This window comes from Fusobacterium perfoetens ATCC 29250, assembly GCF_000622245.1.
In the GTDB taxonomy this organism is placed as follows: Bacteria; Fusobacteriota; Fusobacteriia; order Fusobacteriales; family Fusobacteriaceae; genus Fusobacterium_B; species Fusobacterium_B perfoetens.
The window spans coordinates 90601-113887 of the sequence record NZ_JHXW01000006.1 but is presented as its reverse complement, the minus strand read 5'-3'; the positions used below and the strand labels follow the sequence as shown (position 1 = coordinate 113887).

Here is a 23287-nt window from a genome sequence, read left to right as displayed (position 1 = left end):
AAAGATGGATAGACTAAAAAAACAAATAGATTTTTTAATAGAAATTGATAAATTAAAAGGAATTCTTCGTCAAAGTCTTGTACTAAATGGAACTAGAAGAGAAAATGACACAGAACATTCATGGCATATGGCAACTTCAGCTTTTATACTAAGAGAGTATTATAAAAAAGAAGTTGATATGTCAAGAGTGATAAAAATGATATTAATTCATGATATAGTAGAGATTTTAGCTGGAGATACACCAGCTTATGGAGAATTTTCACCAGAAGAAAAATATAAAAAAGAGGTTGAAAGTGCAAATATAACTTTTGGAATGTTGCCTGAAGACCAAAAAGAAGAGTATCTAAATCTATGGTATGAATTTGAAAATATGGAAACTGATGAATCAAAATTTGCTAATGCTTGTGATAGATTCCAAGGATTTATTCAAAATGTAACATCTGATGCTCATACTTGGAGAAAATTCAAACCTAATAAAAGTAAAATTTTAAAAAGAATGAGACCAATTATTCAATATATGCCAGAAGTTTATAATGGATATATAAAAGATTATTTACAAAAATATATTGATTTAGGTGTAGTAGAAGATGATTTTCCAGTAAAAGCTATTGCTAGTGATTTAGATGGAACTTTTGTAACAAAAGAAAAGAAAGTAACTGATATAAATAGAGAAGCAATATTAAAAGCTCAAGCTAAGGGAATAGAATTTATAGCAGCTTCTGGAAGAGATAGAACAAGTATAAATGATTTATTAAAAGATATTCCAAATATTAAATATTTTATCTGTCTAAATGGAGCAAGAGTTTATAAAGAAGATGAAATTATATATGAAGCTTCAATAGATAGAGAGGTATCTTATGATATTTTCTTAAAAGCTAAAGAGGTTGGATTAAATTATAGTGCTACAAGTAGAAAAAATATCTATTATTCTCAATTAGATACAGAATATTATAGAGAATTTTCATTAGAAAATAAAAATTTTAATTTTGTTTTTGATGAGAAAAAAGAAAATATTTTAAAAGAAGATTACCAAAAATTAGTTTTTTATGGAGATAAAGAAAAATTTAAAAAATTAAGAGATTATGTAGAGGAAAAATATTTAGATAAAGTAAATATTTTTGAATCTGGTGACAGTGTAATGGATATAGTAAATAAAGAAGCTAGTAAAGGAAATGCTCTAAAAATAGTAACTAATGATATGGGAATAGCTTTAGATGAAATAGTGGTTTTTGGAGATAACGAAAATGATTTGGCTATGTTAAAAGATGTAAATTATTCTGTGGCTGTAGAAAATGCTAAAGATTTAGTAAAAGAAAATGTAAGATATAATACTAAATCAAATGAAGATAGTGGAGTAGGAAAATTTTTAAACTTATTTTTGAAATTAGATGTATAAAGGAGAAGTATGAAGTTTATTTCGTGGAATGTAAATGGGCTTAGAGCTTGTGTAACAAAAGGATTTATGGATTTTTTTAAAGAAGTAGATGCAGATATTTTTTGCCTTCAAGAAACAAAATTACAAGAGGGACAAATTGATTTACAATTAGAGGGGTATCATCAATATTGGAATTATGCTGAAAAAAAAGGATATTCAGGAACAGCAATTTTTACTAAAGTTGAACCTATAAGTGTATCTTATGGCTTAGGAATTGATGAACATGATAAAGAAGGAAGGGTAATAACTTTAGAATTTGAAGATTATTATTTTATAACAGTATATACTCCAAACTCTAAAACAGAATTAGAGAGATTAGATTATAGAATGGTTTGGGAAGATGAATTTAAAAATTATTTAAAAAATTTAGAAAAGAAAAAACCTGTAATTTTCTGTGGAGATTTGAATGTTGCTCATAAAGAGATAGATTTAAAAAATCCTAAAGCAAATAGAAGAAATGCTGGATTTACAGATGAAGAAAGAGGAAAATTTGATAATTTAGTAAATGATGGATTTATAGATACTTTCCGTTATTTTTATCCAGATGTAACAGATGTTTATTCGTGGTGGTCTTATAGATTTAATGCTAGAGGAAGAAATGCTGGCTGGAGAATAGATTATTTTGTAGTATCAGAAAGTTTAAAAGAAAGATTAGAGTCAGCTAAAATTCACACAGAAATATTAGGGTCTGACCATTGTCCTGTAGAACTTGTAATAAAATAAATAAAAAACAGTCAGTTGTCTGACTGCTTTTTTATTTTTTGATAAAAAGTGAATATTGAAGAAAAATAAAAATTTTTATATAATTAAAATATAAAAAGGAGGGAAAAATGAAAGAGATAAATATAACTGAAATAGATGGAATAAAAATAGGTAATGCCCAAAATTTTGAAGCTGGAACAGGTTGCACAGTAATTTTATGTGAAAAAGGTGGTTGTGCTGGAGTAGATGTAAGAGGTGGAGGACCTGCTTCTCATGAAACAGAACTTTTAAATCCTATAAATACTATAGAAAAAATTCATGGAATTGTATTATCTGGTGGAAGTGCTTATGGATTAGAAGCATCTAGTGGAGTTATGAAATATTTAGAAGAAAGAGGAGTAGGATTTCAAGTTGGAGTAGGAGTTGTACCTATTGTTTGTGGAGCTTCTCTTTTTGATTTAGCTGTTGGAAATTCTAAAATTAGACCTGATAAAAATATGGGATATGAAGCTTGTTGTAATTCTGAAAAAAATAATATCCAAGAAGGAAATTTTGGGGCTGGAACAGGGGCTTCTGTTGGAAAATATAGGGGAATGGATAGAGCAATGAAATCAGGACTTGGAGTTTATTGTGTACAAGTTGGAAGATTAAAAGTTGGAGCTATTGTAAGTGTAAATGCTATAGGAGATGTAATTGATGTAAATACTAATAAACCATTAGCTGGAATTTTAAATGAGGAGAAAACTAAAATATTAAGTACAAGAGAGCTTATGTGGGAAGATTTAGGAAAAGATGTAGATGTATTTCAAAATACAAATACAACAATAGGGTGTATAATTACAAATGGAAACTTAACAAAAGCTCAAGCTACAAAAATATCTTCAATGGCACATAATGGATATGCAAGAGCAATTTGTCCTGTACATACATCTTTAGATGGAGATACAATATTTACTATAGGAACAGGAGAAGTAGAAACTACAGTGGATATAATCGGAAGTTTAGGAGCTTATGTAATGGGAAAAGCTATAAATAGAGCAGTAATAAAGGCAAAATCTAGTTATGGTTTAAAATCTTATGAAGAATTAAATAAATAAAAATAAAAGGATTGTTAGAATATAACAGTCCTTTTAATATTTTTATAAATAAAATTTTATTGCATATTTTTATCTACAACTTTTTTAAAAATAAATACAAATATAAATAGTGTTGTTATAGCAGAAAGAGTATCAGATATAAATTCTGCATAGAAAACTCCCATAACGCCCATATAATTAGGTAAAATTAAAGCTAAAGGAATAAGAAGCAAAATTTTTCTAAATAATGCTAAGAATATTGAAGTTTTAGCAAGTCCAATTCCTAAAAATACAGCTTGTCCTCCATTTTGTATTCCAAATATTACCATTCCTCCCATATAAACTGGAAGAGTTTTTCCCATTAGAGCAAGAAGTTCAGGGTCTTTAGTAAACATTGATGAGAAAAATTCTGGAAATATTATTGTTAATAGAGAAGAAAAACCTAGAATAAAAGTAGCATATCCAACAATAATTTTGGTAGCTTTCATAACTCTTTCTTTATTTTTTGCTCCAAAATTATAACTTACTATAGGTTGAGAACCATAAGTAAATCCTCTTATTGGGATAGAGATAAGTTGCATTATACTTTGAGCTATAGCCATAGCTCCTACATATAAATCTCCTCCATGAATTTGAAGACTTTTATTTAAAGTTACTCCTAACATACTTTCTGTTATTTGCATTGTAAAAGATGAGGTACCTAATACAAGAATATTTTTTATAATTTTAAAATCAGGAATAAGATTTTTTAATTTTATTTTTATAACTGATTTATTAGAGGTTAGAAAGAAGAATATCCAACAGGCACTAAATCCTTGAGAAATAACAGTAGCCCATGCTGCTCCTCTAATTCCCATATGAAATTGAAAAATGAAAATAGGGTCTAGTATAAGATTTGTAATAGCACCTATAAGAATAGAAAACATTGCTTCCTTTGGAAAACCTTGACTAGAAATGAAAGGATTAAGTCCAAGGGCGATTAAAACAAAAATGGTTCCAATTAAATATATATTAAGATAATCTAAAGCGTAGGGTAAGATATTTTCACTAGCTCCAAAACTAAATAATAGTTGTTCTCTAAATATGTAAACTATTGTGGGAATAATTAAAGTAAAAAATAAAGTAATAGTGACACTATTTCCAAGAATTTTTTCAGCTTTTTTATAATTTTTTCTTCCTAATTCTATAGATGAAAGGGGGGCACCAGCATAACCAGCAAAAGCACTAAAAGCTGATATTCCAACAATTATAGGGAAAGTAACTCCTATTCCTGTAAGAGCTAAAGTCCCAACTCCTTCAATATGTCCTAAATAAACTCTATCTATAATATTATAAAGAACATTTACTATTTGAGCTATAACAGCTGGAATAGAAAGTTTTAAAATTAATTTACCAATAGGTTCAGTTCCCAAACGTTCACTAGCTTTCATTGTTTCCATAAAAATAAATCACTTCCATAATAAAAAATTCATACATAAATATTTTATCATAAAAAATAGAAATAAAATATAATATTTATTAAAAAATTGATAAAAGAAAAAAAATGTAGTAAAATGAGATATAAAGGGATTTTTAAAGACTTAATAAGGAAGTGAGGGTATGGATTTTAATAAAATAATCTCATTACAAGGAATGTTGTTTTTATTAATACTTACAGGTTTTTTTGCAAGAAAGAAAAATATTATACCTAAAACTTCTGGGGAAGTAATGACAGATTTATTAATTAATATTATACTTCCTTGTAATATAATAGATTCTTTTAGAACAGAGTTAGATATGAATATTTTAGTAAATTTTGTAAAGTTATTTTGTTTAGCTTTAGGAATACAATTTTTTGCTATTGGAATAAATTTTTTTATATATAGAAATCAAGATATAGAAAAACAAAAAGTTTTAAAATATGTAACAGTTCTTTCAAATGCTGGTTTTATGGGAATAGCTGTAATAGATGGAATATATGGAAGTATTGGTTGTATGTATGGAGCTATATCTTTAATATCTCAAAGAGCTCTTTTATGGTCAGTAGGTTTAGCTTATTTTACCAATGCAAGTTCTAAAAAAGAATTGATTAAAAAAATTCTTACTCATCCTTGTTTAGTAACTGTTTATATAGGAATTTTAATAATGGTATTTCAAATATCTTTTCCAGAATTTTTAGGAGGAGCTATAAAAAGTATTGGGAAAACTACAACACCTTTTTCAATGATGTTAGTGGGAGTTATACTTGGAGAAATGAAAAATGTTAAAGATTTCTTTTCAAAGATAATTTTATTTTTTTCAAGTATAAGACTTATAATTTTACCATTAATAGTTTTTATTGTTGGAAAACTTTTAAATTTTGATGATATCATAATTGGAGTTCAAGTATTGATAACAGGAATGCCAGCAGCTAGTACATCAGCAATACTAGCTAGTAAATATAATGGTGATGTAGATTTTGCAACACAATGTATATTGGTAACATCAATATTATCAATGATAACTATACCAATTTGGTGTATGATATTAAAAGTTTAGTATGGGGGAGAAAGATGAAAAAAATAGGTTTTTTAGGGTTACTTGGATTGATATTTTTTTATGTATTTTGGACAAAATTTACTTTAGGTCTGATTGTGATGGGAGTATATTTTTTATTTATACTTTTATCTTTAAAAAAGAAAAATACAATAGATTCTATAGTAAATGTATCTATTGAATATAGTAAAAAATCTAAAATAGTTTTAATGGTATTTATGTTTGTTGGAGCTTTGACAGCTAGTTGGTTAGCTTCAGGAACAATACCAGGAATTATTTATTATGGAATAAAATTTATAAATCCTAATCTTTTTATATTTTTCTCATTTTTAATAACAAGTATTGTAGCTTTTTTCTTAGGAAGTTCCTTTGGAGCAGTAAGTACAATAGGAGTAGCTCTTATGGCTATTGCTAGAAGTGGAAATATAGATGTAAATATAGTGGGAGCTACAATAATTTCAGGAATATATTTTGGAGATAGATGGTCACCACTTTCTTCAAGTGCCAATCTTGTGGCTAGTCTTACAGGAATAGATATTTATACAAACTTAAAAAATATGATAAAATCAATGATAATTCCATATATTTTAACAAGCATTTTTTATATTTTCCTTTCAAAAAATTATGTTTTAAATACAAGTGAAAGTAATCTTTTAGTTTTATTAGAAGATGTTTATAACATAGATGTAAGATTTATATTTATCCCTGTAATATCTATAATTATTTTCTCTTTGCTTAGAATAAATGTAAGAAAATCTATGGCAGTAAGTATAATCTTAGCTTCAATAGTAGCTATATTTGTACAGGGAGAAAATATTTTAAAAATATTTGAATACTTATTACTTGGTTTTTATAAATTTAATGGAACATCTTTAGAAACAATTATAAAAGGTGGAGGGGTAAAATCAATGTTAAATGCTTCAGCTCTTATAATTGTATCTTGTTCTTTAGTTGGAGTTTTTGAACAACTTAATATTTTAAATTATATAAAATCAAAAATTCAAAATGTTAAAACTAGAGGGGAATTATTTAAAAATACAGTTTTAGTAAGTATAATAACAGGAATAGTAGGAGCCAATCAAACTATTGCTGTTATAATGACAGAACAAATTATAGAAAGTGTTTATGATGATAAAAAAATAGAGAGAAAAGATTTAGCAAAGGATATAGAAAATACAGCTATTGTATTACCAGCAATCACTCCAACAAATATAGCTTGTTATGTACCTTGTACAATGCTTGGAATCAGTAATGTACAATTTATTCCTTTTGCTGTATATATTTGGTTAATTCCTTTATGTACATATATTTATTATAGATTTATATTAAAAAATAAAGAATTTTAGAAAGAAAGTGAGGACTAGCAATGGAAAATCTTAATGAAAGACAAAAGGAAGTTGTAAATCAAATAGATGGACCTGTTTTGGTTATAGCTGGTCCTGGTTCCGGAAAAACAAAAACAATGATAGAGAGAGTGGCTCATATATTAAATCAAAAAGAAGTTGAGCCAGAAAATATTTTACTTGCTACTTTTACAGAAAAAGCTTCAAAGGAACTTATAAGTAGAATATCTAAGAAAATAAAAAATACTATGGATATAAGTGGAATGTATATTGGAACTATACATTCCATTTGTTTAAGAATAATTGATGAAAATTTAGAATATTCATTTTTAGAAAAAAATTATAAAATATTTGATGATTTAGAGCAGAGATTTTTTATTTATTCAAAAATTAAAGAGTTTGAAAAAATAGAGGGATATAGAGAATTTATATTGACTACAGAAAGTAGTGGAGCTTGGAAAAAAGCTGGAGAATTTCAAAAATGGATAGATAGAATAAATGAAGAGGGGTTATCTAATAAGAAAATTGTAGATACTACTGATGAGAATATAAAATTTTTAAAAAGATTACATAAAAGATATGTGGAGCTTTTGAGAGAGGAAAATGGAGTAGATTTTTCAAATATTCAATTAGAATGTTATAGAATTTTAAATGAAAATCCAGAAGTATTAAGAAAGTTACAAGAAAAAATAAAGTATATAATGATAGATGAATATCAAGATACTAATAAAATACAAGAAAAATTATTTTTTCTGATAGCGGGAGATAGAAAAAATATCTGTGTAGTAGGTGATGATGACCAAGGAATATATAGATTTCGTGGAGCAACTGTCAGAAATATATTAGAGTTTCAAAAAAACTTTAAAGAGGGAGAATGTAAAAAAGTAGAGCTTAATATAAATTATCGTTCTAATCAAGATATAATAGAGTTTTGTGAAAACTGGATGGAAGGAACAAATTGGGATAATTGGAGATATAAAAAGGAAATTATTTCAGGTAGAGAGGATATAAACCAATGTAGTGGAGTGGTAAAAATATCTGTAAATGGCTCTCAAAGACAGTGGAATGAAAAAATATATAAATTTATAAGTTATCTAAAAGCTAGTAGAAAAATAGATGATTACAATCAAATAGCTTTTTTATTTAGAAGTTTTAAAGATAGTAAGATAAAATATTTAGTAGAATATTTAGAAAGAAATGGAATAAAAGTTTATTGTCCTCGTTCTGGAAATTTTTTTGAAAGAGATGAGATAAGATTTGTGATAGGTTTTTTACTTTGTATTTTTCATCAAGGAAAAGACTATCTTTTAGAACAATATTATAATGAATGTTATATATATGCTAGAAAAGAAATAGTATTAGATGAAGAGGCTGTAGAGTATATAAAAGATATTAGAGAAAAAATAACTGATATGGTAGAAAATGAAAATTCTCAAGAAAAAATAGGAAGTTTTTTAGACATATTCTATAATCTTTTTAATTTTAAATGTTTTTTAAAATATATAAATCTTTTTGAAGAAGATATTTTACAAAATAGAACAACTTATAATTTGGGGATATTTTCAGATATTTTATTAAAATTTGATATACTTTGTAAAATTAAAGATATTAATAGAGAAAATTTAAAGAAAGTAAGTGATTATTTTTTTAATTACCATTTGAAATATTTAAAAGAAATAAAACTCCATGAATATGAAAGCGAAGAAACTCCAAAAGGAGCAGTATCATTTTTAACTATTCATCAAGCTAAGGGATTAGAATTTCCAATAGTTATAATTGGTTCTTTGGATAATGAACCTCATGTCTTTGATACTCCACAAAAAAAATTAGAGTTTGAGATATTAGAGGAGTTTGAGCCAAAATCAAAGGTAGATATTTATGATTTTTATAGATTATATTATACTGGATTTTCTAGAGCAAAAAATCTATTAGCTTTAACATGTATAGAAAGTCAAGGAGATTATAAAGTTCCTAAATCAATATTTAAAAAAGTCTATGATGAATTAAATGATATAAGAAGTGAGAATTTTAAATATCATAGATTGGAAATAGATAAAATAGATGAAAGTAAAAGAAAAGATATATTTTCTTTTACTTCTCATATAGCTTTATATGAAAAATGTCCTCTATTATATAATTTCTTTAGAAAATATAAATTTGTGGAAAAAAGCACAAGAGAAGCTATAGTCGGAGTATTGGCTCATGATACTTTAGAATATATAAATAAGAATTTAAAGAGAAATAATTTAATAACAGTTGAAGAAATTAAAGAGGAATATTATAAAAATTATAATAATATTTTAAGACAAAATACAATAAAAATAGATGAAAAAATTATTTCAAAACTTCTAGAAAATATCATAAAATATTTTACAGAATATAAAAATATAACAAGTTTTATAAAAGAAAATGAAATAAAAATTTCCTTTATAAGAGATAATTATATTATAGAGGGAATAGCTGATTTGGTACTTGAAAAAGATGGAGAAATTGAAATAATTGATTTTAAAACAGGAAGAGTAACACAAGATATAAGTAGTTATGAAGCACAACTTAGAATATATGCTTATTTAATAGGTGAAAAGTATAAAAAATCTGTAAAAAGAGCTAGGTTATTTTATATCAATGAAAGAGAAGATAGAAAATTACTTGAAATAGATATTAGTCAAGAAGCTATAACTGAAACTATTAAAAATTTTGATATTGTTACTAATAAAATTTTAAACAATTATTTTAATACTGAAGAACTAAAAAAAGAAAGATGTGAAAACTGTTTTTTAAGAAAATATTGTGAAAAAACTTTGTGATTTTCAATAAAAAGTTATATAATATAAAATAGACTAAAATAGAAAGAGGAATATAATGTATATAAAATTTAAAGAGAATACACAAGAGATATCGTTAAATAAAATAAAAAAGTTTATAGAAGAAAGAAAACTTGGAGTTTTAGATATTGAAGATAATGGTATTAGAAAATTTGGGATTTTAGGAAATCAAAAATTAAATCTAAAAGAGGAACTTTTGAATAATCAAGAGATAAAAGATGTCATAGATGATATTTTAGAGATATCAGTTCCTTATAAATTTTCTAGTAGAGAGTTTAAAAAATCAGATACTGTTATAAAAGTTAAAGATGTAGAAATTGGTGGAGATGATTTTGTTCTTATAGGAGGACCATGCTCTGTAGAAAATAGAGAGATGGTTATGAAGATAGCTAAAGAAATAAAGAAAAATGGTGGAAAAATTTTAAGAGGTGGAGCTTTTAAACCAAGAACTTCTCCATATGATTTTCAAGGATTAGAGGAAGAGGGATTAATCTATATGAGGGAGGCTTGTGATAAATATGGATTAATTCTTTGTACTGAGATAATGGACGGAAAAAATATAGATATGATTTGTAAATATGCTGATATTTTACAGGTTGGGACAAGAAATATGCAAAACTTTTCATTGTTAAAAGATTTGGGAAAAGTTGATAAACCAATACTTTTAAAAAGAGGTATGAGTGCTACTATTACAGAGTTTTTAATGGCTGTAGAATATTTGATTGCTTATGGAAATAAAAATATTATTCTTTGTGAAAGAGGAATTAGAACTTTTGAAAGAATGACAAGAAATACAATAGATATAAATGCCATTGCTCTTATAAAAGAAATTTGTCATTTTCCTATTTTAATTGATGCAAGTCATGGGACAGGAATAAGAGATTTAGTTGAACCAATTACTTTAGCTGGTATTATGGCTGGAGCTAATGGTTGTATGATAGAAGTTCATGAAAATCCATGTTGTGCATTGTCTGATGGAGCTCAAACTTTAGATTTTCAACAATTTAAAAGTACCTCTAAAAAAATATTTAAAACTTTTGAATTTAAGAAAAATTTATAAAAAATGGGGTTATTGAATTGTACAATAACCCCAACTTTTTATATACTCACTTTATATTCAAATTTTTCTTCTTCCATATAAATATTTATAGGAAGTTCAATTTGTAAGATATTTTCTATTTGTTTTTTATAAATAGCTCTTACAATATTTCTTTCGTTTTTTAATACATTAATTTGAGAAAGAATAGCTTTATATTCTACTTCATTTCTTTCTTGCATAGCTTTATTAGATAAAGACCTTAAGGAGATTAATTTATTTTTAAATTCAATCTCATCTTCAATGATATTTTTTCTTATTAAAAGAAGTTCATTAATTTTGTCTTTAGGCAATTCTTCTATAATTTTTTCTACCTCATGACGAGTAGATTCTTTTTTGGAAAAATATTCTTTAGCAAAAGAAAAAAAAGGCATATTAACAAGTAGTATACCAATTATTAATAGTCTCATTTTTCTCCTCCTTTTATCCAAAATACAAGATTATCATCTTCTTTAAAAGCACCAAATTTAAAATTTTGTTTTTCTAATAATTCTTTTACAATAGCAAGTCCTAACCCTGTACCAGAAGCTCTATCTCTAACAGAATCAATTCTATAAAAAGGTATCCAAATTTTATCTATTAAACTTTCATCAATAGAAGATTTATTTGAGATTTTAAAACCATTATTATCAGTAGAAATATAAATAAAATCATCTTCTGAATATTTACAAGCATTTTCTAAAAGATTTCTAATAATAACAGAGAAGGTATTAGCATCTCCTATAAATTTATGTCCTTTAAAATTGCTTGTAAAAATTTTATTTGGATATATTTTGCTTAATCTATCTATTTCGTTATTAATAATATTTTTTATATCAAAATTTGTGGTATTAAATTCCATAAAGTTTCTTTCAGAACGGGATAAAAATAATAATGAATTAACAAGATTACTCATATTTTCAGTTTCTTCTAAAATAGTATCTAAATAAAAATTTCTTGTTTCCTCATCATCAGCTATCCCTTCACGAAGTCCCTCTGTATAGTTATTAATAATAGCTATTGGAGTTTTTAATTCATGGCTTATATTAGATATAAATTGTTTTCTAGTTTTTTCATTTTCTTTTTCTATTTCTATATCTTTTTTTAATAATTCAAAATTTTTCTTAAGATTTTCTTCCATTATATTAAGGTTTCTTCCTAACTCTCCTATTTCATCATTACTAGAAAAATTAAATCTTTCAGAAAAATCAAGCTCAGCTACTTTTTTAGCAGTATTTCCCATAGAAATAATAGGATTACTTAAAATTTTTGTAAGTAATAATGACATAAGATAACCAAAAGCCAAAGCAAATAAAATTAATTTTATATAAATTCCATTTATTATTTCAACTGGTTCTATAACAGTACTTAGGGGAGAAACCATAACCATTAAAAGTTCTTTATCATACTTTGTAACAAGTAATAATTTTTTATCTGGTGAATATTTTTCATTAGTGATTTTATAAATAATATCTTCATTTTCAAAAATATCTTTAATTTCATTTTTAGTTAGAGGAAAATTACTTTCATCTAAAAATTCATGTTTTGTAAGAAAAATTTTAATATTATTTTCTTCTTCTAATTTTGTAAAATCTACAAAAAAATCAGGCTTTTTTATAAAATCTACAACAGAAAGAAGTTTTTTCTTTTTTATATTAAGATAATATTTTTCAAAAGCAAATTGATTAAATCCTAATATTGAGACTAAAATAACTGTAATAATCGAGGAGGTAAGTAAAAGTATTTTAGTTTTAATTTTCATATTATTCCTCCTCTATTTTATAACCTACTCCTCTTACAGTAACAATATATCTTCCATTTAATTTTTTTCTAAGTCTTTTTATTTGAGAGTCAACTGCTCTTAAATCTCCTTCATAATCATATCCCCAAAGAGAAGTAATAATTTTATCTCTAGTAAGAACTTGATTTCTATTTTTTATTAAAAACATAAGCAATTCAAATTCTTTTGAAGATAAATCGATAGGAATTCCATCTAAAGAGATTTCCATACTTTCCACATTAATGTTAAGTCCACCAAAAATTATAGTCTCGAAAGTAGTTTTATTTCTTAAAAAAGCTTTAATTTTTGCAACTAAAACTTTAAGGCTTACTGGTTTTACAATATATTCATCTACTTTTAATTCATAACCTTTTAATACATCATCTTCATTTCCACGAGCTGTAAGCATAATTACAGGAATTGTTTTATCAATTTCTCTTATTTCTTTTAGAACTTCAAAACCATTAAGCCCTGGTAACATAACATCAAGAACTATAATGTCAGGTTTTTCAGAAAAAAATAAATCTACAGCTTCTATTCCATCACCACTTTCAATAACTTTATAATTTTCTTTTTGTAGAAAATCTTTCATTATTCTTCTTAATTTTACTTCATCTTCAACAATAAGTACTTTATTTTCCATAAAAACTCCTTGAAAATTTTTATAAGTTTATCTATATTATAATTGTAACAAAAATAGGAGAAGAAAGCTATCATCTCCTATTTTTTAATTTTTATAAATTATATACTTAATAGATTTAAGTTATACGTACATTTTATATAATAAGTTTTTTAGGCAATGGAACAAATATATAATTTATATATTAAGTTTAAAAAAAATCTATGTCAAATTTATGTCAAATTATTCTTTATTTTGAACTTTTAAAGGATTTTCTTCAACTTGGCGAACTTTAATTGGTTCAGGAATTGGATTTTCTACAAAATATTTTTGCATTTTTGTTTTTAGTTTAGCTCTTTCTAAAGCAATTTCTTTATTTAGTTCTTCAACTTTATTCCAATCTATTTTTTCTTCTAATATAAGTCTTTTTACTTGAATCTCTTTTTCTTGAATTTCTAAGTTAGTTTTTTTTACTTCTTTTTGTAATTCAGGACTTAAACAATTAGACATTTTTTTTGATTTAAAATTACTATATTGAGAACACTCAAATTGTTTTTTATATTTGTGAGTTCCTTGTATCTTTGTTGGATGTGCTAAAGCTATTGTGGAAAGAATAAATAATCCTGCTAAAATTTGTTTTTTCATAAATATCACCTCTTATTTTATTTGTTAAAACAATTTTATTTTAGGAGTGTGACATGAAAATGACAATAGAAAAATTACTAAAATATGAACAAAATATTTTATAAAATTATAAAAAAAGCTGTTATAAATTTTTATAACAGCTTAAAATTTAAAAAATTAATTTTTCTTTTCAAAAGCAATTTCTATTGGAGAACCTTCAAATCCAAATGCTTCTCTTAATTTATTTTCTATATATCTAGAGTATGAGAAGTGTACAAGCTCTGGATAGTTACAGAATAAAACAAATTTAGGTGGTGCAGTACCAACTTGAGTAGCATAATTGATTTTAGTAACTCTACCTTTTCTTGTAGGTGGTGGATTCATAATAACAGCTTCATTAATAACAGTATTAAGAAGTCCTGTAGAGATAGTTCTAGTATATTCTTCATAAATATTATCAGCTATTTCAAAAAGATTTATAGTTCTTTGTCCTGTTAAAGCTGAAATAAATTCAATAGGAGCATAAGAAAGGAAAGGTAACTCAGCAAGTAAACTTTCTTTCATCTCTTTCATAGTATCCTTAGATTTTTCTATTAAGTCCCATTTATTAACAACTATAACTATTGGTTTCTTTTCTTCATGAGCAATACCAGCTATTCTTTTATCTTGTTCAGTAAGTCCCTCTTTACCATCAAATAATAAGAAACATACATCAGCTCTTTTTATAGCTTTTAAAGCTTTTAATACTGAATAATACTCTAAAGCTTCTTCAACTTTAGATTTTCTTCTAATTCCAGCAGTATCAATCAAAATATATTTATTTTCATTGAACATTACAGGAGTGTCAATAGCATCTCTTGTAGTTCCAGCAATATTACTTACAATAGCTCTATTTTTTCCACATAATTTATTAACAAGAGAAGATTTTCCAGCATTAGGTTTTCCAATGATAGCAATTTTTAATCCATCTTCCTCTTCTTCTGGAATTTCAACAGTATCTATTAATTCAACAACTAAGTCTAACATATCTCCTAAGTTTGTTTTATGTTCAGCCGAAATTCCTATAAGATTATCAAACCCTAAAGCCCAGAAATCTATTAAATCATCTTGTTGTTCTGTATAGTTATCTATTTTATTTACACAAAGAATAACAGGTTTTGTTTTTTTTCTAAGATAGTAAGCTACCTCTTCATCTAAAGCTGTAAGTCCAGCTTTTCCATCAACAACAAATAAAATTACATCAGCTTCAGTAACAGCAACCTCAGCTTGTTCTTTTATTTTTGTCATCATAAAATCATTATTTCTAGGTTCTAGTCCTCCAGTGTCAACTAAAACAAATTCTCTTCCATTCCATTCAGTGTCTCTATAAAGTCTATCTCTTGTAACACCTGGTTGGTCATCAACAATAGCAACTCTATCTCCAACTAGCTTATTAAAAAGAGTAGATTTTCCAACATTAGGTCTTCCAATAATAGCAACAATTGGTTTCATATTTCCTCCTTTATACAAATTTTTTATAATAAAAATTTAAGTTTTTTATCTTAAAGGGTTCAGGATTTAAGATATGAAATTAAATTTATTATCTAGTTTTTTTGAAATTTTTATTTTTAAAATTATTTTTATCAGATTTATTTGATAAAACTTTTTTATCTTTATTTAATGTAGGTTTAGGAATAATAATATTTTTTTGTTTTTCTTTTTTACCATTATCCTTTTCTACAAATATTTTCTTTCCTGTAAAAGGATTTATTTCTGTATAATACATCAAAGTAGCATAAGTAGATGGTGTAGGTGTAAAGATTTGGACTTGCTCAGGACTTATTTTTAATTCTTCAGAAGCAAAAATCTTTAAATCTAACATATCTTTTTCATTACAACCTGGATGAGCAGCTATTAAATAGTAAGTTAAAAATTGTTTTTTATCTAACTTTTTATTTAATTCATAAAATCTTCTTTTAAATTTAATAAGTTCATTTTTTCCAGGTTTTCCCATTAAATCAAGAATTTTATCTTCTGTATGTTCTGGAGCAATTTTCATCTGTCCAGATACATGATGAGCTACAATCTCCTCTAAATATTTATCACCATTTACTTTATCTCCTAGTATTAAGTCATATCTTATACCAGAAGCAATAAACACTTTTTTTATTTTATCAAGATTTCTTACTTTTGTCAAAATATCAATTTGTTTTTTGTGGTTAGGTTTAAGAGCTGGGCAAACATTTGGATAAAGACATCTTTTATCACTACAAGCTCCAAACTTTAATTTTTTACTACACTCCATTTGATACATATTAGCAGTAGGCCCACCTAAGTCTGATATATGACCTTTAAATTTTTTATCCTTAGTAATATCTTTTATCTCTTTTAGTATTGATTCTTCACTACGAGATGAAACTGTTCTCCCTTGGTGAATAGCAATAGCACAGAAATTACATTCCCCATAACAACCTCTATGAGTTGTAAGAGAATATTTTATAGTGTCAATAGCTCTTACAAAACCTTGAGCTTTATAATATGGATGAACATCTCTTTCATAATCTAAACCATAAATCTCATCAAGTAATTCTTGAGAAAAAGTTTCAGATGGTGGATTTTGTATAAGCCATCTATCTCCATGTTTTTGATTTAATCCTTTAGCTGTAATTGGGTCACAATTTTTATAGAAAATATTAAACATCTCTATAAATTTAAATTTATCTTCAACACATTCTTCAAAAGATGGAACTGTAATATAGTCTGGATTTGCTTCTTTAGAGATATAAGCAAGTCCACGAATATTTCTCCAATCTTTATTATTTTTTATGGCATCAGCTAGAGAAAGCATAGATTTCTCCCCCATTCCATAAGAAAGAATATCAGCTTTAGCATCAAAAATAAGAGAACGACGAAGATTATTAGACCAATAATCATAATGAGTAATTCTTCTAAGGCTTGCCTCTATTCCCCCTAACACAATAGGAGTTTTACTATTTTTAAAAAATCTTCTAATAAGTCCTGTATAAACTATTGAAGCTCTATCAGGACGACGATTATTTTCTCCACCAGGAGTGAAGTCATCTTTATGTCTTCTTTTTTTTGTAGCTGTATAGTTGGCTACCATTGAATCAACACAACCAGCAGAAACTCCCCAATAAAGTTTTGGCTCACCAAGACGAGTAATATCATCTGGAAAATTTATATCAGGTTGAGCAATAACTCCAACCTTATAGCCATTTTTTACTAGCCATTTTCCAATAAGAGCAGTTCCATTATATGATGAATCAATATAGGTATCTCCTGATATAAGAATTACATCAAGAGAATCCCAACCTAATTTTTTTACTTCTTCTAAAGTAGTAGGTAAAAACATAATTTCCTTCCTTTATATTCTAGTTAGCATATGTCTAACAGCCAATATCCCCATTACAGCAGCAATATTTAATCCACTACCATAACCAGAACCATCTCCAGCAGCATAAAGTCCATCTATATTAGTCATCATATTAGAATCAATATCCATTCTTGTACTTCTGAATTTTATTTCTGGGAAATAAAGAAGTAAATCAGCAGAAGCAAATCCTGGAGTAATTTTATCATGAGCTTCTATAAATTCGATAATATTATCTAATATTCTCTTTGGACAAGCAAGAGAAATATCTCCAGCTACATAATCAGAAGTAGTTGGGACAATATTAAGTCTTTCTAATTTTTCTTCAGTAGAACGTTTTCCCTCTTTTAAATCTCCATAAGATTGAAGAAGAAGTTTTCCACCTGTAAGCATTGATGACATTTTTGCTATAGCTGTGGCATACTCAAATGGTTTATCAAAAGGTTCTGTAAATGTTTTTGTACATAATAAAGCCAAGTTTGTATTTTGAGATTTTTTATTTTTATAAGCATGTCCATTGGCTAAAACTACATCATCAGCATGTTTTTCCATAGCTATAAATCCACTAGGATTACTACAGAAAGTTCTCATTTTATCTTTATAAGTTTTTGAATAATATATCATTTTAGCTTCATAGAAATTTTCATTTATTTCTTTCATAACAATATCAGGAATTTCTACTCTAACACCTACGTCAATAGCTCCATTAGAACATTTAACTCCAGATTTATGGCACATTTCCATAACTTTTTGAGCTCCACTTCTACCCATAGCAAGTAAAACATTATCAGAATAATATTCCTCAGGCTCACCTTTGTATAAAACTTTAGCTCCATAAATTTTTCCATCTTTTATAAGAAGTTCTTCTATATCTCTTTCAACTTTAAATTCTACACCTTTTTCTAAAAGAAAATCTATAAGTTTTGTATATAATTTTCTAGAACCATCAGTTCCTAAATGCATAGTAGGAGTATCAATAAGTTGAACTCTATTTTCTATACATTTTCTTTTTATCTCTATCATAGCTGGATTATATTTAAGACCAGCAGGTTCTTCATTAAATCCAAATTTTCTATATATATTTACAACATCTTTTATAGTTTCATTAACAATTTCTTTTCCTGTAACTTTGTGTACATCTCCTCCAACTTTATAATCCATATTAAATTTTGAGTCAGAGAAAGCTCCAGCTCCACTTATTCCATAAATAATAGCACAAGTAGGGCAGTTAGCACATTTTCCTGTAAGTTCCTTTGGACAAACTCTATTTTTTAACATTTTTCCTTTATCAATTACTAAAACTTTTAAATCTGGATTTTTTGTTATAGCTTTATAAGCTCCAAATATTCCAGCTTGTCCACCACCAAGAAAAATTATATCGTATTTCATTTATCCTCCTATTTATCTTCTAGTCCAAATAATATTTTGAAAATAAGCATTTTGGGGTAAATTTGGATGAATCTCTCCTGTTTTACCAGATGCGTCATACAACCAACCACCATTTAATTCAGCATTTTTAAAATCATTTGTATCTATGACTTTATTAGTTCTTATTAATTTTTCTGTATCTTCTGTAGGTTTTAAAGAATCACTTCCATAAATATCAGCAAAAGAAATAAGAATTCCTTTTTTATTTGTATAATCTAAAATTCTTAAATTATCAGCAGCTCCTTCTTTAGTAAGTTCAGGATAATGTCCAGCTACTTGATAGTATTTTTCAAGAGCTACTCTAAGTTCTATAAGATTTTTTTCTACAATTTCAGCCTTTTTTACATACTTTATTTCATAAAAACTAGGTTTTAAAAAATAAATTCCTAAAAATATAATAGATACTATAATAATAACAATTTCAATATAATATCCTTTTTCTTTTAAAGAATTAAGCGTCATATCATCACCTATTATCTTTTTGGTTTAATAAATGCTCTTCTAGTGATAATTTCACCTTTTTTAGGATAAGTAATTTCTAAGTGAAGAGGACCTCTTTTTACAGATAACCAAGCCAGTCCTTTAAAAACTAATTCTTCCCCACTTTCTACTACAAATTCTTCTGTTATTAAATCTTTTAAATCTGGATTTGTATAACATTCTTCACAAGGTGGATAGAATAAATCTCTTCTATTAGAAGTTTCTAACTCTTGAGCTTTTTCTAAATTTGTGTCATGATAAGTTATATTTTTAGAAGCATACACAGAGAAAATAGGGTCAAATTCATTTTCACTAAGTACTCTTATTTTTACAAGTCCTCCTATAAATATTACTCTATCTTTTCCAGTCTTATATGTTTTTCTTGAAATTTCCATTGATGGAACTATATCAAGATTACATTTTTCACAAACTAAATCAGAAAATCTTCCCTCAGGAATTAATCCTGGAGTATCTATTAATGTTATATTTCCATTAGTAATTTTTTTCTTAGAACTTTTTAATGTAGTTCCAGGATATTTTGATTCAGTAGCTATATTTTTTCCAATAATTCTATTTATAATACTAGATTTTCCTACATTTGTAACTCCTAAGATTATAGCAGTTACACCATCAGGGAAAAAGTGATTAAGTTTTTTATAAATTCCACTTATTCCATAACCTTTTTTACTACTTACAATAGCTACATCAAGAGGAGCTATTCCTTCTTCACCAAGACGATATTTTATCCAATCAGCTACTTCTGATGGGTGTTTATCATCAGGGATTAAATCTATTTTATTTAAAACTACTATTGAATCCATCTCTCTTAAAATATCTAAAATTTCATAATCAAAAGAACCTTCAAAATCTATGGCATCAAATATAGCCACAGCTACATCAGCTTCTTTTAAAGTTTCATGAACTTCTTTTCTATAATCAGCTCTTGTAAGAGTAATAGGTATATATTCTCCATAGTTTTTTATTTTAAAACATCTTTGACAATATAAATCTTTCACTTGATTTTCCTCTTTTTCTAAAACAGATAAAGGTAAAAATCCCTCTTTATTTTTATCAATTCCTTGTAATTCTACTCCACAACCTACACAGAATTTTGCCATATATCCTCCAAAAATTAAATTTCTTCTACTATAATATTAGAACTTGTATATATACATATAGAACTAGCTATATTTAAAGATTCACGGGCTATTTCAGAAACTGTCATATTTGTATGTTTTAGTAGGGCTAACCCAGAAGCATAAGCATAGTTTCCACCACTACCAATAGCAATTAAATCTTCTTCAGGTTCTAATATATCACCGTTACCAGATATAGAATAAATTCCATCTTTTCCACCAACTACAAGGGCTGCTTCCATAACTCTTTGGAATTTATCATTTCTAATATCTTTTGCTAATTCAACAGCTGCTTTTTTTAAATTACCTCTATATTCATCAAGGTATTGTTCAAATTTTTCTTCTAACACAAAGGCATCAGAAGCTATTCCAGCAAAACCTAAAAGAATATTATGTTCTTTTATTTTACGAATTTTTCTAGCCTTTGATTTTACAATAGTATCTCCTAAAGTAACTTGTCCATCTCCAGCTATAGCTACATTTTCACCTTTTTTTACAATCAAAATTGTAGTTGCTTTCATTTTTTCCACAAAAATATACCTCCATTTTTATGAATTACTATCTATAATATTTAAACTTTTTAAAACAATAGGTTTTTTTATAAGTTCTTGATAAATTTTAGTTGTTTCTATATTTAAGTGTCCCATAAGTTTTTTTAAATGATAGATGCTCATTCCATGAGAAAGCATATAAGCTCCAAAAGTATGTCTAAATATAAATGGATTTACCTCTTTTTGAATACCTGCTCTCTTTCCATATCTAACTAATAATCTTCTTAAGGACCTATCACTTAATCTATCTCCAGAACCATTTACAAAAATAATATCTTCATTATATTTATCTTTATACTTTATTTTTTTAGCTTCTAAATATAATTTTAAATATTTTCTAGTAGTTTCACTAAAAAATACCCGTCTAATCTCTTTTCCATTAGAAATAATAGCCTCTCTTTCTTCTATCTTTATAGCTCTTTCACTTAGATTTATAAGTTCAATAGGTGTTATCCCTGAGGAAAAAAGTAATTCTAAAATAAGTCTATCTCTTATACCATTACATTTAGAAGTATCCATAGAATTTTTTAAAATATTTATTTCATCTAATGATAAAATCTCAGGATTTTCTATATTAAAATTTGGTGTCTTTATTGGTGTCATTGGGTTTCTATCAATGATTTTATTATCCATAAGATACCTAAAAAATACCCTAATAGATGACAATTTTCTACTAAGACTTCTTTTAGTAACATTATCTCTTTGAAGTTTTAGAGAAAAATCTCTAATATCAGTAGATGATATTTTTTTAATATCTGTAATATTATTTTCAAGGGAATATTCTAGAAGTTGTTCTAAATCTTTTTTTAAAGATTTTATACTACTATCTTTTTTTCTAATTGTAAATTCTGAATAGAACAAAAAATCTTTTATAAGTTTTTCCAAAATATCACCTCCATAATAACATTTTATCATATTTTATTTTATATATTCAGGAAAATTTTCCTTTAAATATTCAATAGCTCTTTGAGAAATTTTATTGTATCTCTCTCTTTTATCTCTGATTTTTTTACCTTCTAAATCTCTAATCATACCAAAATTTGGTCCCATAGGTTGAAAGTCTTTTTTCTCCTCTGTAATATATTTAATAATAGCTCCTATTGAAGATACATCTTCTAATACTAAAGGCTCTATTCCTTCTAATCTATTATAAATATTTATTGCTGCCATAAGTCCTGTAGCTATAGCACATACATATCCTTCACTACCTGTAATTTGTCCAGCAAAATATATATTATCATATTCTTTAAGATTTAATGATGTAGTTAAAACTTTTGGAGAATTTATAAAAGTATTTCTGTGCATAACTCCATATCTTACAAATTCAGCATTTTCAAGTCCAGGTATCATTGAAAATACTCTCTTTTGCTCTCCCCATTTAAGATTAGTTTGGAAACCTACAAGGTTATACATTTTTCCCTCTTTATCATCTTGTCTAAGTTGAACTACTGCATAATCTCTCATATTTGTTCTAGGGTTTGTAAGTCCTTTTGGTTTTAATGGACCATATAAAAGAGTTTTTATTCCACGTCCTGCTATCCTTTCAACAGGCATACAAGCTTCAAATAATTTTTCCTCTTCAAATTTTTTAAGAGGTATTCTTTCAGCTGTAATTAAATTTTCATAAAATCTATTGTATTCTTCCTCTGTCATTGGACAGTTTATATATTCTCCATCTCCTTTGTCATAACGAGATTGGAAATATACTTTTTCTTTATCTATTGATTCAAATGTTACAATAGGAGCAGCAGCATCATAGAAATATAAATATTCATCTTTTGTAAGATTTTTAATGTTTTGTGAAAGTTCAAAAGATGTAAGAGGTCCACTTGCTAAAAGAACTATTTTATCCATTGGAATCTCTTTTAATTCTTCATTAATAATCTCTATATTTGGATGATTTTTTAAAATTTCAGTTACTTTTTCAGAAAAAAGAGTTCTATCAACAGCAAGAGCTTGTCCAGCTGGTACTCTAAATTCATCAGCTACTTTAATAAGTAAAGAACCAAAAAGTCTAAGCTCCTCTTTCATAAGTCCACTGGCATTTCCTAAATGGTCTCCCCCTAAAGAATTACTACAAACAAGTTCAGCAAAATTTTCTGTTTTATGGGCTTCTGTAGAAATTTTTGGTCTCATTTCATAAAGTTTTACATGTATTCCTCTTTGAGCTAGTTGATAAGCAGCCTCACTACCAGCAAGTCCAGCTCCTACAATAATTACTTCTCTATCCATACATTCTCCTATCTAATTTTTTTACACACTCGTACATAATATTATACTATATTTTCTAAAATATTTCATGAGATTTTTTAGAAATTAATAGAATTTT

General features: G+C 26.4%; 20 protein-coding genes. 7 read left to right on the top strand and 13 right to left on the bottom strand.

Annotation, left to right across the window (positions count from 1 at the left end; translation table 11 throughout):
• Window positions 1-4: 4 nt before the first annotated feature.
• From T364_RS11030 to T364_RS0103690, 3 genes are all read left to right on the top strand, one after another.
• Entirely contained in the window at window positions 5-1396 is a 1392-nt protein-coding gene (locus tag T364_RS11030) for a Cof-type HAD-IIB family hydrolase (RefSeq protein WP_081775660.1), read from the top strand.
• Between the two features lie 9 nt (window positions 1397-1405).
• Entirely contained in the window at window positions 1406-2158 is a 753-nt protein-coding gene (locus T364_RS0103695) for an exodeoxyribonuclease III (RefSeq protein ID WP_027128384.1), read from the top strand.
• A 107-nt stretch (window positions 2159-2265) separates the two neighbouring features.
• Complete coding sequence (locus T364_RS0103690) at window positions 2266-3234, top strand: P1 family peptidase (RefSeq protein WP_027128383.1); 969 nt, start codon at window positions 2266-2268, stop codon at window positions 3232-3234.
• 56 nt (window positions 3235-3290) lie between these two features.
• Here T364_RS0103690 and T364_RS0103685 read toward each other — a convergent pair whose 3' ends face one another.
• Window positions 3291-4652: an MATE family efflux transporter gene (locus T364_RS0103685; protein ID WP_027128382.1), complete on the bottom strand. Its 1362-nt coding sequence runs from the start codon at window positions 4650-4652 to the stop codon at window positions 3291-3293.
• 160 nt (window positions 4653-4812) lie between these two features.
• On the opposite strand from T364_RS0103685, the gene T364_RS0103680 reads away from it, so the two are divergent.
• The 4 genes from T364_RS0103680 to aroF are packed head-to-tail and all read left to right on the top strand — an operon-like array spanning window position 4813 to window position 10955.
• Complete coding sequence (locus T364_RS0103680) at window positions 4813-5730, top strand: AEC family transporter (protein WP_027128381.1); 918 nt, start codon at window positions 4813-4815, stop codon at window positions 5728-5730.
• A gap of 14 nt (window positions 5731-5744) precedes the next feature.
• Window positions 5745-7073, top strand: coding sequence for a Na+/H+ antiporter NhaC family protein (locus T364_RS0103675; RefSeq protein ID WP_027128380.1), 1329 nt, complete (start codon window positions 5745-5747; stop codon window positions 7071-7073).
• A gap of 20 nt (window positions 7074-7093) precedes the next feature.
• Window positions 7094-9877, top strand: a complete 2784-nt coding sequence (locus tag T364_RS0103670) for an ATP-dependent DNA helicase (protein ID WP_027128379.1) — start codon at window positions 7094-7096, stop codon at window positions 9875-9877.
• Window positions 9878-9932: 55 nt separating this feature from the next.
• A complete protein-coding gene (aroF, locus tag T364_RS0103665) occupies window positions 9933-10955 on the top strand; it encodes a 3-deoxy-7-phosphoheptulonate synthase (RefSeq protein ID WP_027128378.1) in 1023 nt (340 codons plus the stop codon).
• A gap of 38 nt (window positions 10956-10993) precedes the next feature.
• Here aroF and T364_RS0103660 read toward each other — a convergent pair whose 3' ends face one another.
• The 12 genes from T364_RS0103660 to trmFO all read right to left on the bottom strand — a co-directional run bounded on the left by T364_RS0103660 (window position 10994) and on the right by trmFO (window position 23190).
• Window positions 10994-11401 (bottom strand): hypothetical protein, encoded by a 408-nt coding sequence (locus T364_RS0103660; RefSeq protein WP_027128377.1) that lies wholly within the window; start codon window positions 11399-11401, stop codon window positions 10994-10996.
• A complete protein-coding gene (locus T364_RS0103655) occupies window positions 11398-12732 on the bottom strand; it encodes a sensor histidine kinase (protein WP_027128376.1) in 1335 nt (444 codons plus the stop codon). The genes T364_RS0103660 and T364_RS0103655 overlap by 4 nt, the downstream gene beginning before the upstream one ends.
• Window position 12733: 1 nt before the next feature.
• A complete protein-coding gene (locus T364_RS0103650) occupies window positions 12734-13393 on the bottom strand; it encodes a response regulator transcription factor (protein WP_027128375.1) in 660 nt (219 codons plus the stop codon).
• Window positions 13394-13612: 219 nt separating this feature from the next.
• The gene (locus tag T364_RS10440) at window positions 13613-14014 is read right to left on the bottom strand and encodes a hypothetical protein (protein WP_035945303.1); all 402 of its coding nucleotides are present in this window, start codon (window positions 14012-14014) and stop codon (window positions 13613-13615) included.
• Between the two features lie 156 nt (window positions 14015-14170).
• The gene (gene der / locus T364_RS0103640) at window positions 14171-15484 is read right to left on the bottom strand and encodes a ribosome biogenesis GTPase Der (protein ID WP_027128374.1); all 1314 of its coding nucleotides are present in this window, start codon (window positions 15482-15484) and stop codon (window positions 14171-14173) included.
• 88 nt (window positions 15485-15572) lie between these two features.
• A complete protein-coding gene (locus T364_RS10435; RefSeq protein ID WP_211249024.1) occupies window positions 15573-17348 on the bottom strand; it encodes a YgiQ family radical SAM protein in 1776 nt (591 codons plus the stop codon).
• Window positions 17349-17357: 9 nt separating this feature from the next.
• A complete protein-coding gene (locus tag T364_RS0103630; RefSeq protein WP_027128373.1) occupies window positions 17358-18752 on the bottom strand; it encodes an NAD(P)/FAD-dependent oxidoreductase in 1395 nt (464 codons plus the stop codon).
• 12 nt (window positions 18753-18764) lie between these two features.
• Entirely contained in the window at window positions 18765-19253 is a 489-nt protein-coding gene (locus T364_RS10430) for a hypothetical protein (protein ID WP_051532635.1), read from the bottom strand.
• An 11-nt stretch (window positions 19254-19264) separates the two neighbouring features.
• Window positions 19265-20389: a ribosome biogenesis GTPase YqeH gene (gene yqeH / locus T364_RS0103620; RefSeq protein WP_027128372.1), complete on the bottom strand. Its 1125-nt coding sequence runs from the start codon at window positions 20387-20389 to the stop codon at window positions 19265-19267.
• A 14-nt stretch (window positions 20390-20403) separates the two neighbouring features.
• The gene (gene hslV / locus T364_RS0103615) at window positions 20404-20928 is read right to left on the bottom strand and encodes an ATP-dependent protease subunit HslV (RefSeq protein ID WP_035945318.1); all 525 of its coding nucleotides are present in this window, start codon (window positions 20926-20928) and stop codon (window positions 20404-20406) included.
• A 27-nt stretch (window positions 20929-20955) separates the two neighbouring features.
• The gene (locus tag T364_RS10425) at window positions 20956-21843 is read right to left on the bottom strand and encodes a tyrosine-type recombinase/integrase (protein ID WP_245596588.1); all 888 of its coding nucleotides are present in this window, start codon (window positions 21841-21843) and stop codon (window positions 20956-20958) included.
• A gap of 33 nt (window positions 21844-21876) precedes the next feature.
• Window positions 21877-23190, bottom strand: coding sequence for a methylenetetrahydrofolate--tRNA-(uracil(54)-C(5))-methyltransferase (FADH(2)-oxidizing) TrmFO (gene trmFO / locus T364_RS0103605; RefSeq protein ID WP_027128370.1), 1314 nt, complete (start codon window positions 23188-23190; stop codon window positions 21877-21879).
• Window positions 23191-23287: the final 97 nt, after the last annotated feature.

Excerpts from the sequence above, each read along its gene's own strand:
- T364_RS11030 (WP_081775660.1), top strand. The coding sequence starts at position 5 with ATGGATAGACTAAAAAAACAAATAGATTTTTTAATAGAAATTGATAAA.
- T364_RS0103695 (WP_027128384.1), top strand. The coding sequence starts at position 1,406 with ATGAAGTTTATTTCGTGGAATGTAAATGGGCTTAGAGCTTGTGTAACA.
- T364_RS0103690 (WP_027128383.1), top strand. The coding sequence starts at position 2,266 with ATGAAAGAGATAAATATAACTGAAATAGATGGAATAAAAATAGGTAAT.
- T364_RS0103685 (WP_027128382.1), bottom strand. The coding sequence starts at position 4,652 with ATGGAAACAATGAAAGCTAGTGAACGTTTGGGAACTGAACCTATTGGT.
- T364_RS0103680 (WP_027128381.1), top strand. The coding sequence starts at position 4,813 with ATGGATTTTAATAAAATAATCTCATTACAAGGAATGTTGTTTTTATTA.
- T364_RS0103675 (WP_027128380.1), top strand. The coding sequence starts at position 5,745 with ATGAAAAAAATAGGTTTTTTAGGGTTACTTGGATTGATATTTTTTTAT.
- T364_RS0103670 (WP_027128379.1), top strand. The coding sequence starts at position 7,094 with ATGGAAAATCTTAATGAAAGACAAAAGGAAGTTGTAAATCAAATAGAT.
- aroF (WP_027128378.1), top strand. The coding sequence starts at position 9,933 with ATGTATATAAAATTTAAAGAGAATACACAAGAGATATCGTTAAATAAA.
- T364_RS0103660 (WP_027128377.1), bottom strand. The coding sequence starts at position 11,401 with ATGAGACTATTAATAATTGGTATACTACTTGTTAATATGCCTTTTTTT.
- T364_RS0103655 (WP_027128376.1), bottom strand. The coding sequence starts at position 12,732 with ATGAAAATTAAAACTAAAATACTTTTACTTACCTCCTCGATTATTACA.
- T364_RS0103650 (WP_027128375.1), bottom strand. The coding sequence starts at position 13,393 with ATGGAAAATAAAGTACTTATTGTTGAAGATGAAGTAAAATTAAGAAGA.
- T364_RS10440 (WP_035945303.1), bottom strand. The coding sequence starts at position 14,014 with ATGAAAAAACAAATTTTAGCAGGATTATTTATTCTTTCCACAATAGCT.
- der (WP_027128374.1), bottom strand. The coding sequence starts at position 15,484 with ATGAAACCAATTGTTGCTATTATTGGAAGACCTAATGTTGGAAAATCT.
- T364_RS0103630 (WP_027128373.1), bottom strand. The coding sequence starts at position 18,752 with ATGAAATACGATATAATTTTTCTTGGTGGTGGACAAGCTGGAATATTT.
- T364_RS10430 (WP_051532635.1), bottom strand. The coding sequence starts at position 19,253 with ATGACGCTTAATTCTTTAAAAGAAAAAGGATATTATATTGAAATTGTT.
- yqeH (WP_027128372.1), bottom strand. The coding sequence starts at position 20,389 with ATGGCAAAATTCTGTGTAGGTTGTGGAGTAGAATTACAAGGAATTGAT.
- hslV (WP_035945318.1), bottom strand. The coding sequence starts at position 20,928 with ATGAAAGCAACTACAATTTTGATTGTAAAAAAAGGTGAAAATGTAGCT.
- trmFO (WP_027128370.1), bottom strand. The coding sequence starts at position 23,190 with ATGGATAGAGAAGTAATTATTGTAGGAGCTGGACTTGCTGGTAGTGAG.